Genomic DNA, 14063 nt, shown 5'->3' with positions numbered 1-14063 from the left:
TTCTAGCGGCTGAAGGACGGTGCGTGGCCGGCATCGACGTTGATGATGTTGCCGGTCGACTTGCCAGACCGGTCCTCGGCGGCGAAGAAGGCGATCGCTTCGGCAATGTCTTCGGGATAGACGCCGCGCTTCAGCATCGAGCGTTCGATATAGACGCGCTCGAGATCCTGGCGATTGGTCTTGTTCGACGCCGCTCGCTGGGCGCCCCATTCGCCTTCCCAGATACGCGAGCCGCGCAGGACGGCATCGGGGTTGACGACGTTGGCGCGGATGCCGTGTGCCGCCCCTTCGAGCGCCAGGCAGCGGGCGAGATGGACTTCCGAGGCCTTCGCCACGCAATAGGCCGACGCGCCCGGCGACGCGACCATGGCGTTCTTCGAGGCCACCACGACGATCGAGCCGCCTGATTTCTGTGTCTTCATCATCCGGAAGGCCTCGCGGGTGACCAGGAAGTAGCCGGTGGCCAGGATCGACATGTTCCTGTCCCACAGCGCCAGTGTAGTGTCCTCGATCGGCGCCGCCGACGCGATGCCGGCGTTCGACACACAGATGTCGACCCCGCCGAACGCAATTGCCGCCTCGGCATAGAGTGCAATGACCGCGTCTTCGCTGGTGACATCCACCCACAGGCCGACGGCTGCGTCGGCGCCGTATTTCAGGCGGAGCATCGTCTGGGACTGGTCCAGCACGGTCCGGTCGATGTCGCAGATCACCACGCAGGCGCCCTCGTCGGCCAGCCGTCGTGCCGTTGCCATGCCGATGCCGCCGGCACCGCCGGTAATCAGCACCACCTTGCCGGCAAGCGTTTTCGGCCTGGGCATCCGGCTGAGCTTGGCTTCCTCGAGCAGCCAGTACTCGATGTCGAACGCCTCCTGCTCGGGCAGACCGCGATAGGTGGAGACCGAGGAGGCGCCGCGCATCACGTTGATCGCGTTGGTGTAGAATTCGCTTGCGATACGCGCGGTCGCCTTGTCGCTGGCGAAGGTGATCATGCCGACGCCCGGGATCAGGTAGACCACGGCGTTGGCGTCGCGCATGGCGGGCGAGTCCGGACGCTTGCAGCGCTCGTAATAGGCGGCGTAGCCGGCGCGATATGCGGCGATCGCCGGTTCCAGTCGCGGCAGGATGTCGTACAGCGTCTCGCGGCCGGGCACGAAGTCGATCACCAGCGGCGCGATCTTGGTGCGCAGGAAATGATCCGGGCACGACGTCCCGAGCGGCGCCAGCGTCGACAGGGCGTGGCTGCCGATGAACTCGAGCACGACCGGGCTGTCGTCGAAATGGCCGATCTTGGTGGCGATCTTGCCGTCTACGCCATGCAGGCCGATCAGGCCGCGGATCTGCGGCATCAGCGCCGCGGCAATCGCGCGGCGTTCGGCTACCGGGAGTGCGGCGACTTTTTCGCCACCGAATGCCGCATGGCCGCGGGACTGGTCGGCGAGCCAGGCGACGGCGCGGTTGATGGTTCGGATGGTCGTCCCGTAGCAGTCGCGCTGGGTCTGGCCCCAGGTGAACAATCCGTGCGCCTCGAGCACGACGCCTTTCGCGCCCGGGTTCTCGTCGACGAAACGCTTCAGCCATAGTCCAAGCTCGAAACCCGGACGGCGCCAGGGCACCCAGCCGATCTCGCCGCCAAATATCTCGCGCGTCAGGCGCTCGCTGTCGGCGGACGCAGCAATGGCGATGATCGCGTCGGGATGCACGTGATCGACATGCGGATGCGAGATCAGCCCGTGCAGCGGCGTGTCGATCGAGGTGGCGCGGGGATTGAGGTTGAACGTGAGGTGGGGATAGAGCCCGACCATCGCGTCTTCATGCTCCGGCCCCTTGTACAGCGCCTGCAGGCCGACGAGCCGGTCGGAATAGAGGGTCGAGAAGCCGTCCAGCTTCATCGTGCCGATATCGCCGCCCGATCCCTTCACCCACAGCACGGCGACCGTCTCGCCGGTGAGCGGGTCGATCTCGGCGAGTTTCGACGAGGTGTTGCCGCCGCCGTAGTTGGTCACCCGCTTGTCGGAGCCGAGCAGGTTCGACCGGTAGAGCAGCAACGCTTCGGGAGACAGGTCGGCGGCGTGCACCTCGTCCCAGCGATCCTCCAGAAGGGCCGTCGATGTCTCGGCGTAATCCATGGATGGCCTCCCGGTCCGGCGTAGGCCGTCTCGGGCCATTGCCATATCGTCATCGCATGACGGTCAACTCGGATCAAGTTCGATCATAAACATTCATATAAGGCGGCCGGTGCTTGACCATGATTGGTTTATGCTGCCAGATCATCGCACCGTGTGGGTGGAGCAATGGAGTGTTGGAGCGTGAGCGTCATCGGCTGATCCTGAAAATCGCCGAGGAACGGGCGGTCGTCAGCGTGATCGATCTATGCGAACTGCTCGGTGCTTCGGAGGCGACGATCCGGCGCGACATCGTGGCGATGAGCGATCGCGACGAGGTGCGACGGGTGCGTGGTGGGGTCGAGGCCCTCAACCCGCGCTTCCAGCCGCATCTGGTCGGCGTGCCGCTGGCACTCAGCCAGGATGTCCAGGTCGGCGAGAAGCAGGCGATCGCGCAGCTGGCGGCCGGCCTGATCGAGCCGGGCGACAGCATCATCATCGGTGGCGGCAGCACGACCTTCTGCCTGGCGAAGTTCCTGGAGAACGCCGAGCTCGACATCATGACGAACTCGTTCCCGCTAGCGGCACAACTCGTCAATCACACCCGGAACCGGGTCACCCTGCCGGGCGGCACGATCTACCGGGAACAGTCGATCGTGCTGTCGCCGTTCGAGTGCGACGTGACCGACCATTTCTGGGGCGCCAAGCTGTTCACCTCCTGTTTCGGCCTGAACCGGTTCGGGATGATGGAGAACGACCCGCTCATCGTGCAGTCGCAGAACAAGCTGCTGGCACGCGCCGAGCAGGTGATCCTCCTTGCCGACAGCACGAAGCTTCGCAAGCAATCCTCGATGATCGTGATCCCGCTATCGCGCATCACGACGATCGTCACCGATTCCGGTGCACGGACCGAGGAACTCGAACCGCTTCGCGCCGCCAGCATCACCGTGATCGTCGCACGTGCGGAGGACACCCATCCAGTCGCTGCCGTCGCCTGATCCGATACAGTTTCTGTGAAGCCGCCAAAGAGCGGCCACCAACGGAGGAAACCATCATGTACAGAAGAACCCTGCTTGCCGGCCTCGGTGCAGCCACCGCCGTCTCGGGTGCCGGCCTATGGCGGCCGGCCGTCGCGGCGGCACCCTTGCGGATTGCCATCGTTGCGAAGTCGCTGGGAATCGGCTTCTTCAATGCCGTGCATGTCGGTGGCGACGAGGCTGCGAAATCCATCGGCGGCATCGAGGTCATCTTCACCGGCCCGACAAACACCGCGGCCGAGAACCAGATCGACGTGATCAACGCGCTGATCGCGCAGCATGTCGATGCGATCGCGATTTCAGCCAACGATCCGGACGCGCTGGTACCGGCCTGCAAGCGGGCTCTGCAACGCGGGATCAAGGTGGTCACGTACGACTCGACCGTTGCGGACGGAAGGTTGCTGTATCTTGCCGACGCGACCGACGAACAGGTCGGCATCACCTGCAACAAGCTTGCGTCCGATGCCTGTGGCGGCAAGGGCAAGGTGGCGATCGTATCGGCCACCGTGACGTCGACGAACCAGAACGCATGGATCGCGGCGATGAAGAAGGCGCTGCCGCAGACCCCCGGCCTCGATCTCATCGCCACGGTCTACGGCGACGACCTCTCGGACAAATCCTATCGCGAGGCGACGGCGCTGCTGCAGAAATACCCGGACCTCGCGGTCATCATCGCCCCGTCGACCGTCGGGATCACCGCCAGCGCCAAGGCGGTCGAGGATGCCGGCAAGACCGGAAAGGTGTTCGTGACTGGTCTCGGGCTTCCGAGCGAATGCGCCGGTGCCGTGGCGAAGGGAACGATCAAGAGCTTCGCCATCTGGAACCCGGTCGATATCGGCTATGCGGTGGTCGAGATATCGCATGCCCTGATCAAGGGAACGGGCGCGGCCGGACAGTCGATCGATGCAGGCCGTCTCGGCAAGATCGCGTTCGATGCACAGGGGAACGGCACCCTCGGTGTGCCCACGATCTACGACAAGAGCAACATCGACGCTGCCGCCAAGCTGTTCTGAACCGCGGGGCATCGGCAATGGATGCGATCCTCAGCCTGCGCGACGTCGCCAAATCCTATGGCGGCGTCAAGGCTTTGACCAGCGGTACGCTGGATCTCTATCCCGGCTGCGTGACGGTGCTCCTGGGCGAGAACGGTGCCGGCAAGTCGACGCTGGTCAAGATCATGACCGGGATCGTGCGGGCCGACAGCGGCACGATCAGCCTCAATGGTGCGCCGATCGCCATCACCTCTCCGGACCAGGCACGCGATCTCGGGATCAGCGCGATCTTCCAGGAGGCAGTGCTGTTCGACGAGTTGTCGGTGGCGGAAAACATCTTCATCACCGGGCGTCCGACACGGGCCCGGCTGCCGGGCATCAGGACGGTGGACTGGGCGGTGATGAACAGCCGGGCCAGGACCGTGCTGGCGCGCCTCGACCCGTCGATCGATCCGGGCGTCAGGCTGAAGCGCCTGTCGGTAGCGCAGCGCCATCTGGTGCAGATCGCACGAGCGCTGTCGAACGAGGCGCGCATCATCATCATGGACGAACCGACCGCTGCGCTGTCGCTTTGCGAGGCGGAGCAGTTGTTCGCGATCACCCGATCGCTGCGTGACGAAGGACGCGCGATCCTGTTCATCTCCCACAAGTTCGAGGAAGTGTTCGAGTTGTGCGACCGCTATGCGGTGTTTCGCGACGGTGCGGGTGTCGGCCAGGGCGAGCTGGAAGGCATCGGCCGCGACCGCCTGGTCAACATGATGGTCGGGCGCGCAATCGACCAGATCTTTCCAAAGCTGGACGTGCCGATCGGCGACGAGGTGCTGCGGGTCGAGGCGCTCGGCCGCTCGCTCGAATTCGAGGATGTCAGCTTCTCGCTGCGCCGCGGCGAGATCCTCGGCGTGTACGGGCTGATCGGCGCCGGTCGCTCCGAGGTCATGGAGGCCCTGTTCGGTCTCCACCCCGCCCATCGCGGCCGGATCGTGCTCGAAGGCAAGCCCGTCCGGATAAACTCCCCGCAGGAGGCGATCGGGCTCGGCATCGCACTGGTGCCGGAGGACCGTCAGAGCCAGGGCGCGCACCTGAAACTGCCGATCCGCGACAACATCACCATGCCGAGCCTGCAACGTTTCCGGACCGGGCCGTTTCTCAGCCGCCGGAAACAGCGGGCCGAGAGCAGCGTGTTTGCCACGGCGCTGGGCGTGAAGATGTCCGGGCTCGACCAGCGGGTCGACGAACTCTCCGGCGGCAACCAGCAGAAGGTGGTGATCGCCAAATGGCTGGCGACCCAGCCCCGCGTACTGATCCTGGACGAGCCGACCAAGGGCATCGACGTCGGCGCCAAGGCGCAGGTCCACCGGCTGATGGGCGAGATGGTCGCCAAGGGCGTCTCGGTGATCATGGTGTCGTCCGAGCTTCCTGAAATCCTCGGCATGGCGGACCGGATCATGGTCATGCGCCGCGGCCGGGTGCGCGGCGTGCTGGACCGGAGCCAGGCGACCGCCTCCGCGATCGTCGGACTGGCCACCGATGCCTGAGCCCCACACAGGCATGCTGGCCACCATCCGGCGGCTGAACCTGACGCGCGAGGCCGGCCTGTTCGGGCTGATCCTGCTGGCGCTCGCCCTGATCGCCCCCCTCTATCCCGCGTTCCTGCGGCCGGCGAACCTGTCCGGCCTGCTGGACGATACCGCGCTGCTGATCCTGCTGGCAGTCGGCGAGATGCTGGTGCTGATCTCGCGCGGCGTGGACCTCTCCATCGCGGCCAATCTTGCGCTGACCGGCATGATCGTGGCGTCCCTCAACCAGGCTTATCCCGGCATCGCCGTTCCCGTGCTGATCCTGCTGGCGATCGCGATCGGCGCGGCGCTCGGCGCCATCAACGGTGCGCTGATCTGGCTGCTGCGCCTGCCGTCGATCGTGGTGACGCTCGGCACCCTGTCGATCTATCGCGGCGCGGTGTTTCTCGTGTCGCATGGCAAATGGGTGAACAGCAACGCGATGTCGCCGGCGTTCCTGGGCTTCGTCCGGTTGAGCTTCGGCGGCATCACGATGCTGACCTGGGTTGCCGTCGCCGTGGTGGCCGCGATCGCATTCTTCCTGCGTGCGACGATATCCGGGCGAAACCTGTTCGCCGCCGGCAATAATCCCGGCGCCTCGATCTATGCCGGGATCGATATCGGCTGGATGCAGTTCGTGGCCTTCACCATCGCCGGTGCGATCAGCGGTCTTGCCGGCTATCTCTGGGTGTCGCGGTTCGCGGTGGCCTACACCGACATCGCCAGCGGTTTCGAACTGCAGGTCATCGCCGCCTGCGTGATCGGCGGCGTCTCGATCACCGGCGGGGTCGGGACGGTCGCGGGCGTCGTGCTGGGCGCCCTGTTCCTCGGCGTGATCAAGAACGCGCTGCCGCTGGTGGGGGTGTCGCCGTTCTTCCAGATGGCGGTGAGCGGCCTGGTGATTACGACCGCGGTCATCGTGAACGCGCGCGGCCAGAAGGCCAGTGTGCGGCGCATCCTGGAGCAACCCGCGCTATGAAGACGGGCGACCTTGCCATCCAGGGAGCCGCGACGCGCACCGGCGGCATCTTCTTGCACGCAAGGAAACTGTTCCGCTGGGAGACGCTGCTCCTGGCGGCGATTCTCATCGACTTTGCCATCAACACGGTCATGTCGCCGTATTTCCTGAGCCTGTGGACGATATCCGACGTCGCCGTCAGCGTCACCGAGAAGGCGATCGTGGCGCTCGCGATGGCGTTCGTGATCATCGCCGGCGAGATCGATATCTCAGTCGGCGGAACGATCGCCCTGTGTTCGGTCGTCATGGGACTGGTCGCACGGGCCGGGCTGCCGCTTCCCCTGGTGGTGCTGAGTGCGCTGGCGGCCGGCCTCGCCTGCGGCTGCCTGAACGGCTTGCTGATCGCGCGACTGAAGGTGCCGTCGATCGTGGCGACCATCGGCACGATGACCCTGTTCCGGGGCATCGCCTATGCGGTCATGGGTGACGGCGTGCTCAAGACCTATCCCGCCGGGTTCAGCTGGTTTGGCCAGGGTTATGTTGTCGGCCCGATCTCGATCGAACTGGTGCTGTTTGTCGGCCTGGGCGTCGTGGCAGGAGCGGTGCTGCACTACACGCCGCTCGGGCGACGGATCATCGCGATCGGCAGCAATCCGGTGGCGTCGCGCATGTCGGGCATTGCGGTCGATCGGGTCCGGTTCGGCCTGTTCGTGCTGGTCGGCGTCGCCGCCGGGCTTGCCTCCGTGCTGCTCACTTCCCGCTTGGGCTCGACCAGGCCGTCGATCGGCCAGGGGTGGGAGCTCGACATCATCACCATCGTGATCCTGGGCGGCGTCTCGATCGATGGCGGCGTCGGCACCATCGCCGGGGTGGCCCTTGCCGCGTTGCTGATGGGGCTGGTGAATTTCGGGCTGGGACTTCTGAATGTGCCCGGCATCGTGGTGTCGGTGGTGACCGGCGCGATGCTGATCGTCGTGGTGGCGGTGCCGGCGGCGCTGAAGCGCTTCGGCCTGGCAGGAGGACGCCGGTGAGCGGCGCGGTGCTCGATGGCGGCGGCACCCGCATCGCGGTCCGGATGGAGCTGGCCAAGGGGCAGGGGGCGCTCTACCGGCAGCGACACGACGCGATCTGGCCGGACCTCGTGTCGCTTCTGCATGAAGCCGGGATCAGCGACTACAGCATCTTCCTGCATGAACCGACCGACAGCCTGTTCGCGGTGCTGACGCTCGCACCCGGCCACACCATGGACCAGCTCCCGCTTCATCCCGTGATGCAGCGATGGTGGCAACACATGGCCGACCTGATGCCGCCCGGTCCGAATGGCCCGCCGGCCGAGCATCTTCCCTGCATGTTCCATATGGCCTGACGCCGTGCAGCCCCCTTTCCCCGGCGCTGTCCTGGCTGCCGTGCTCGATATAGGCAAGAGCAACGCGAAGCTCAGCGTCATCGACATGCGCGACGGACGCGAGGTGTTCGCGGAACGCCGACCGAACACCCCACGGACTGGCGGCCCGTTGCTCGAACTCGATATCGAGGGGCTCGAGCGCTGGATGCGCGGTGCGCTGGCACATGCACCGGACCGCGAGAAAATCGGCGCGATCGTGCCGGTCGCGCATGGTGCATCGTGCGTGATGCTCGACCAGGGCGGCAATGTTCTGCTTGCGCCGGATTACGAGGATCCGCGCCTTGCCGACAACCCCGGCTACGAGGCGTTGCGCGATCCGTTCGCACTGACGCTGTCGCCGTCATTGCCGCTCGGCCTCAACATGGGCCGGCAGATCCATTATGCCGCGACGCGGCTGCCGGAGTTGTTCGCGGCGGTGCGCTGGATCCTGCCGTATCCGCAATACTGGGCGTGGCGCTTGTCCGGTGTTCTTGCGAGCGAAGTCACGTCGCTCGGCTGTCACACCGATCTCTGGGTTCCCACCACCTCACGGTTCTCGCCGATGGCAAACCTCTCAGGCTGGGCCCAGAGGTTTGCGCCCCTGAGGCTAGCTGGTGACGTGCTGGGCACGCTGACGCCCGCCATGGCTGCCGCTACCGGCCTCGACCCACGCTGCGTCGTCTTGTGCGGCATCCACGACTCCAATGCGTCCTACCTTCAGCATCGGGTCCAGCGGCAACGGACGGAACCGTTTGCGGTCGTTTCCAGCGGAACCTGGACGGTGCTGCTCGCCAATGGCGTCGACCCGGCGCGGCTGCATCAGGATCGCGACATGCTCGGCAATGTCGACGCATTCGGCGAACTCGTCGGCACGGCGCGTTTCATGGGCGGGCGCGAGTATGCCGTCATCACCGGGGGGGATATGTCCGTCCCGACCAGCACCGCCGTCGACAGCGTCCTCCGCGGCGGCGCGATGGCGATCCCCAGTTTCGCGCCGGCCGGCCCGTTCTCCGGCCGTGCGGGATCGGTCGTCGATGCGGGGGATCGCTCACCGGTCGAACGCGCCGCCCTGGCGACGCTCTATGTCGCCTTGCTGACCGATCATGCCCTGGATGCGCTGGGTGCGCGCGGGGACCTGATCATCGAGGGCCCGCTTGCGGAAAATCCGATCTTCCCCGCTCTGGTGGCGGCGCTGGGCACGCAGCGCCGGGTCTATCCGGGTGACGGACGGTCGGGCACGATCGGCGGCGCCCTGGCGCTGCTCGGATGCGATCCGAAGCCACGGGCGGGCCTTTCCCCGGTCATGCCGCATGCCTGTGCGGACCTCCTGCCCTATCGTGACAACTGGCGGCGCCTAGTTCTCGTCTGACGAGGCGCCGACCTGGGATCCGACACGTTAACAAGTGGCCGCTATTCCGCCGATCAAAACGAGACGGAAGACTGAGCGGCTACCAGCAGGTGTAGCCGCCGTCGGCGAGCACGATGCTGCCTGTCATCAGGCTGGCAGCATCCGAGGCCAGGAAGGCGACCACCGAGGCAACCTCGTCCGGACGCCCGACCCGCTGCATCGGGGTCATGTCCAGCCACGCCTGTTTCAGTGCCGGATCTTCCATCCCGAACCGGGTCAGCGGCGTATCGATATAGGTCGGCGCGACCGCGTTGATGCGCACGCCACGGGGCGCCCATTCGGCCGCCAGGCTGCGCGTCAGGTGGTGCACGCCGGCCTTGGCGGCGTTGTAGGACGATTGTTCCTGCGGCTTGTTCACGATCATGCCCGACATCGAGCCGATCGCGACGATGGCGCCGTGTCCCCGTTCGAGCATCGGGCGGCCGAATTCACGGCAGCTCCAGAATACGCCGTTCAGGTTGACGTCGATGACCGCCCGCCAGTCATCATCCTCCACCTCTTCCGCCTTGCCGCCGCGAACGATGCCCGCATTGGCGACAAGGATGTCGATGCCGTCGAAACGGCTGTTCAGGAGCAGGGCGAGGTCGCGGACGGCTTTGGAGTCGGTGACATCCAGGGGGAACGCATGCGCATCGATGTCGTGCCGCCTCAGCTCGACGATCGCGGCTTCCGCCGCATCGCCATCGCGGTCGGTCACCACGACGCGTGCACCGGCTTCACCGAGGGCGTGCGCGCACGCGTAACCGATGCCGCGTGCGGCGCCCGTCACGGCTGCGGTTCTGCCGGCGAGGCTGAGCTTCTCGAGATACATGCATGTCCTCCTGGTGTCGGGTATCGATCAGTCGAGGCGTACGACGTCGGCGCTGCCATCGGCGTGCCCGATGACCATCTCGTGCGCGATCCCGACGAACAGCCCATGTTCGACGACGCCCGGGATCTCGTTGAAGAGCGGGGCAAGTGCGTCCGGCTGCTCGATCCGGTCGAGCTCCCAATCGAGAATGTAGTGGCCGCTGTCGGTGATGACCGGGTTGGCCTCTCCGCCGCGCAGGATCATCGGCGCATCCCCGAGCCCGAACCGGCCGAACAGCGTCTGCAGTTCGCGCCCGGTGCTGCGCCAGCCGAACCGGATCACCTCGATCGGCAATGGAAACTTCCCGAGGGTGTCGACGACCTTGGCGTCATCGACGACCGCGACCATGCGACGCGACACGCGCGCCACCATCTTTTCCCAGAGCAGGCAGGCGCCGCCGCCCTTGATCATGCGCCCGGCATGGTCGATCTCGTCGGCGCCGTCGATGGTGAGGTCGAGCTCCTCGACATCGTTGAGATCGAGCAGCGGTACCCCGCACTGGATCGCCAGGTCGCGCGTTGCGGTGGAGGTCGGGACGCCGGCGACGTCGAACCCTTCGCGAACCTTTTCGCCCAGCGCACGGACGAACCAGTGCGAAGTGGTGCCGGACCCGAGGCCGATCCTCATCCCGTCCTTCAGGTAGACTTCGATCGCCTTGCGGCCGGCTGCAAGCTTGGCGCGGTCCTGCGGTTTGGTCGGTTCCATGATTTCGTTCTCCTTCAATCGATGAATTTTTCGGTCAGCCACGGTTCGAGTGCCGCCAGGCTTTCCGGCATCTCGCGCTTCTGCTTGAGCCCGACGGCGACCACCAGCATGTTGACCACCAGGAAATGGTTCAGCCTCGCCGTCAGCGGCGTATAGAGTTCGCTGTGCTCGTAACGCGGCAAGGCAACGACGATGTCGCAGGCGCGGGCGAGGTGCGAGCCGGGCGCCGTCAGTGCGACCGTCGATGCACCGCCACGACGCGCGCTGGCCGCCGCGCTGACCAGGGTGCGGGTATCGCCGGAATGCGAGAAAAATACGATCAACTCGCCTCTACGCAATGTCGGCGCCAGCAGCGCCTGGCGATGCGCCTCGAGGACCAGGCGGCAGCGGATTCCGAGGCGGAACAGCTTATGCTCGGCATCGAAAGCGACGGTCTCGGACAGGCCCAGGGCAAACAGGAACGTGTTGCTGGAGGCCACCAGCCGGTCCGCCGCCGCTTCCACCGCGTCGGGATCCAGGTCCTCGGCAAACCGACGGATCGCGTTGACCGAATTGGCGAGTAGCTTGGCGGTCGCTTCGGAGATCGTGTCGCGGCTGGTGATCGGCTGGTGGCTGAACGGTGGCTGCGGTGCCAGTCCCTGTGCCAGGCGCACCTTGAACTCGGAATAGCCGACGCAACCGAGGCGCCGGCAGAACCGCACGATGGTCGGGTCGCTGACGGCCGCCATCTGCTTGAGGTCGGTCATGCTCATGGTGATCACGGCTTCGGGCTGGTTGAGCACGACATCGGCCAGTCGCATCTCGGCCCGGCTCAACCCGGGCCGGGCCTGCGCCACCGCCGTCAGCATGTGAGCCGGAGCCTCACCCATGCAGGACGGCATCCCGGAGCAGGTCGGAAAAGCGGCGCAGCCGGTTCGCCGGCGGCACGTCCACCGATGGTCCGGTTCCCCAGTCGACGATCAGGCACCGGACGCCGGCTGCCGCCGCGCAATCGCGATCGATCCTGGTGTCGCCGATGAACACGGCGTGTTCCGCCGCCACGCCCAGCAGGTCGAGCGTATGCAGCAGCGGTGCCGGATGCGGCTTGCGATGCGGCGTCGTATCGGAACCGACCACCACCTCGATCGACGGGCCGAGCCCGAGCCGGTCGAGCACCACTTCGGCCAGATCCTGGTTCTTGTTGGTGCAGACCCCGAGCCGCAGACCCGCATTGCGAAACGCCGGCAGGGCTTCGGCGGCGTCGGCATACAGCGTCGAGTCCGCGACGGGGCGCAGTCGGTAATGCGCGAGATAGCTGGCGGTATCCGCATCGATGCGTTGCGCGTCCACCGCCACGCCCAGCTCGGCATAGAGTTTGGTCACCAGCACGCTGGCGCCCTCGCCGATGAGTTTCTCGATCACCCCGACCGGCTGCGCGGGCAAGGCGTATTCTGCCAGCATCTGGTTGATGCCCCAGGCGATGTCCGGTGCGCTGTCGACAAGTGTGCCGTCTAGATCGAACACGATCGCTTTTAACATGAGGACGCTCCCTGGTCCGGCCGTGACGCCGCGTCGAAGGCGGTCAGGCTGGCGATTGCTCCACCCAGGCTGCCGAACAAGGCGGCATGGATCGGATGAAGCCGGTCATACGTGGCGGCCGCTGCCGCGCGTGGCGTGGTGATGGAGGTGGTGGCGATCAGCGTCACCGCTTCCTCGAGCGAGGACCACCGCCCGGCGCCGACTCCGGCCAGCAGGGCGGCTCCGTAGGCGCCGCCCTCGGCCGCGGCGGTCACGGTCGCCACCTCCTGTCCGGTGACGTCGGCGAGCATCTGCAGCCAGGCCGGCGATGCCGTGGCACCTCCCGATACCCGCAGCGACTCCCAGGCTACCCCGGACGCCGCCACCACATCCAGGATCGACCGGGTGTTCAGCAGCACGCCTTCCATGACGGCCCGGGTCATGTGCCGGATGTCGTGGCCGCGGGTCAGGCCGATCCAGGCGCCGCGTGCATCGGGCGCCACATGCGGACAGCGCTCGCCCATCAGGTAGGGCAGGAACAGCAGCCCGCCGGCACCGCACGGCACCTGCTCCGCCAGGGCCACCAGCGTGTCGAAATCGGGCGTCTCGCCGGGCAGCGCCGCGACCGCATCGCGCCACCACTGGAACGCGCCGCCGCCGTTCAGCGTGACGCCCATGACATGCCAGCGTCCGGGCGCATTGCCGCACGACACCTGCAGGCGCGCTCCGGGATTGTCGGGGCATGATGCGACGCTGGCCCCGACCAGGCCGGCGGTGCCGATCGTGACACCGACCACGCCGGGATCGATCACCCCCATCGATGTGGTCTGGATGACCGAATCGCCGCCGCCCGCGACCACGGGCACGCCGGGCGGCAGGCCCCAGCGCGCCGCCGTCACCGGGCGCAGGCGACCGGTCACCTCATGCGACTCGAAGGCGGCCGGAACCTGCTCCGGCGTCAGCCCGACCGCGTCCAGCATCGGCCGGGACCAGCTTCGTGCACGCACGTCGAACAGGCCGGTGCCGGAGGCATCCGACACGTCGGTCGCATGCACGCCGGTCATGTCCAGGCGCAGTGCGTCCTTGGGCAGCAGGAAGCGCCGCATCCGGTCGAGCGTCTCGGGCTCGTGCTCGCGCAGCCAGAGCAGCTTGCCGGCGGTGAACCCGGGCAGCATCCGGTTGCCGGTGAGGCCGACCAGCGCCTCCAGACCACCGACCCGTTCGGTCAGGGTCGCGCATTGCGCCTCGGTGCGGTTGTCGCACCAGAGGATGGCGGGCCGGATCGCGCGGTCGTCCTTGTCGAGCGCCACCAGCCCGTGCATCTGCCCGGACAGGCCGATCGCCTGCACGACGGCGCCGGGCGGCAGCGCAGCCACCAGCTGCCGCATGGCGCGGTCGCAGCCCGCCTGCCAGTCATCCGGCGATTGTTCGGCCCAGCCGGGACGCGGCGTCGAGAGCTGGTACTCCGCCGAACCGCGCGCCAGGACCCGGCCGTTCTCGTCGATCGCGAGGGTCTTGCAGGCGGAGGTACCGAGATCGATGCCGACGAAGCAGGCGATGCTGGCCATGCC

Annotated in this window: 13 protein-coding genes; 7 read left to right on the top strand and 6 right to left on the bottom strand. The window is 66.7% G+C overall.

What is annotated here, in order from left to right:
* Window positions 1–2 precede the first annotated feature (2 nt).
* Complete coding sequence (locus HN018_RS18180; RefSeq protein ID WP_171835321.1) at window positions 3–2129, bottom strand: bifunctional rhamnulose-1-phosphate aldolase/short-chain dehydrogenase; 2127 nt, start codon at window positions 2127–2129, stop codon at window positions 3–5.
* Window positions 2130–2299: 170 nt separating this feature from the next.
* Here HN018_RS18180 and HN018_RS18175 point away from each other — a divergent pair, with 170 nt between their 5' ends.
* Genes HN018_RS18175 through HN018_RS18145 form a run of 7 tightly spaced genes read left to right on the top strand, consistent with a single transcriptional unit; the run spans window position 2300 to window position 9401 of the window.
* A complete protein-coding gene (locus HN018_RS18175) occupies window positions 2300–3103 on the top strand; it encodes a DeoR/GlpR family DNA-binding transcription regulator (RefSeq protein ID WP_171835320.1) in 804 nt (267 codons plus the stop codon).
* A 56-nt stretch (window positions 3104–3159) separates the two neighbouring features.
* The gene (rhaS, locus tag HN018_RS18170; RefSeq protein WP_171835319.1) at window positions 3160–4155 is read left to right on the top strand and encodes a rhamnose ABC transporter substrate-binding protein; all 996 of its coding nucleotides are present in this window, start codon (window positions 3160–3162) and stop codon (window positions 4153–4155) included.
* 17 nt (window positions 4156–4172) lie between these two features.
* A complete protein-coding gene (locus tag HN018_RS18165) occupies window positions 4173–5669 on the top strand; it encodes a sugar ABC transporter ATP-binding protein (RefSeq protein ID WP_171835318.1) in 1497 nt (498 codons plus the stop codon).
* Window positions 5662–6669 carry an ABC transporter permease gene (locus HN018_RS18160; protein WP_171835317.1) on the top strand — a complete coding sequence of 336 codons (1008 nt, stop codon included), beginning with the start codon at window positions 5662–5664 and terminating at the stop codon, window positions 6667–6669. Before HN018_RS18165 ends, HN018_RS18160 begins: the two co-directional genes overlap by 8 nt.
* Window positions 6666–7679 (top strand): ABC transporter permease, encoded by a 1014-nt coding sequence (locus HN018_RS18155; RefSeq protein ID WP_171835316.1) that lies wholly within the window; start codon window positions 6666–6668, stop codon window positions 7677–7679. The genes HN018_RS18160 and HN018_RS18155 overlap by 4 nt, the downstream gene beginning before the upstream one ends.
* The gene (locus tag HN018_RS18150) at window positions 7676–8014 is read left to right on the top strand and encodes an L-rhamnose mutarotase (RefSeq protein ID WP_239478804.1); all 339 of its coding nucleotides are present in this window, start codon (window positions 7676–7678) and stop codon (window positions 8012–8014) included. Before HN018_RS18155 ends, HN018_RS18150 begins: the two co-directional genes overlap by 4 nt.
* A 4-nt stretch (window positions 8015–8018) precedes the next feature.
* Complete coding sequence (locus HN018_RS18145) at window positions 8019–9401, top strand: FGGY-family carbohydrate kinase (protein WP_171835315.1); 1383 nt, start codon at window positions 8019–8021, stop codon at window positions 9399–9401.
* A gap of 79 nt (window positions 9402–9480) precedes the next feature.
* Here the strand turns inward: HN018_RS18145 and HN018_RS18140 are convergent, their stop codons facing one another.
* From HN018_RS18140 to xylB, 5 genes are read right to left on the bottom strand one after another with little or no spacing between them, the layout of a single operon-like run.
* The gene (locus HN018_RS18140) at window positions 9481–10251 is read right to left on the bottom strand and encodes an SDR family NAD(P)-dependent oxidoreductase (protein ID WP_171835314.1); all 771 of its coding nucleotides are present in this window, start codon (window positions 10249–10251) and stop codon (window positions 9481–9483) included.
* Between the two features lie 27 nt (window positions 10252–10278).
* Window positions 10279–10995: a ribose-5-phosphate isomerase RpiA gene (rpiA, locus tag HN018_RS18135; protein ID WP_171835313.1), complete on the bottom strand. Its 717-nt coding sequence runs from the start codon at window positions 10993–10995 to the stop codon at window positions 10279–10281.
* A gap of 14 nt (window positions 10996–11009) precedes the next feature.
* A complete protein-coding gene (locus tag HN018_RS18130) occupies window positions 11010–11864 on the bottom strand; it encodes a MurR/RpiR family transcriptional regulator (RefSeq protein ID WP_171835312.1) in 855 nt (284 codons plus the stop codon).
* Entirely contained in the window at window positions 11857–12513 is a 657-nt protein-coding gene (locus HN018_RS18125; protein WP_171835311.1) for an HAD family hydrolase, read from the bottom strand. The genes HN018_RS18130 and HN018_RS18125 overlap by 8 nt, the downstream gene beginning before the upstream one ends.
* Window positions 12507–14060, bottom strand: coding sequence for a xylulokinase (gene xylB / locus HN018_RS18120; protein WP_204259574.1), 1554 nt, complete (start codon window positions 14058–14060; stop codon window positions 12507–12509). The genes HN018_RS18125 and xylB overlap by 7 nt, the downstream gene beginning before the upstream one ends.
* Window positions 14061–14063 lie beyond the last annotated feature (3 nt).

The sequence above is a fragment of the Lichenicola cladoniae genome, assembly GCF_013201075.1.
In the GTDB taxonomy this organism is placed as follows: Bacteria; Pseudomonadota; Alphaproteobacteria; order Acetobacterales; family Acetobacteraceae; genus Lichenicola; species Lichenicola cladoniae.
The sequence above is the reverse complement of the archived record's forward strand: the minus strand, read 5'-3'. Positions and strand labels throughout refer to the sequence as shown.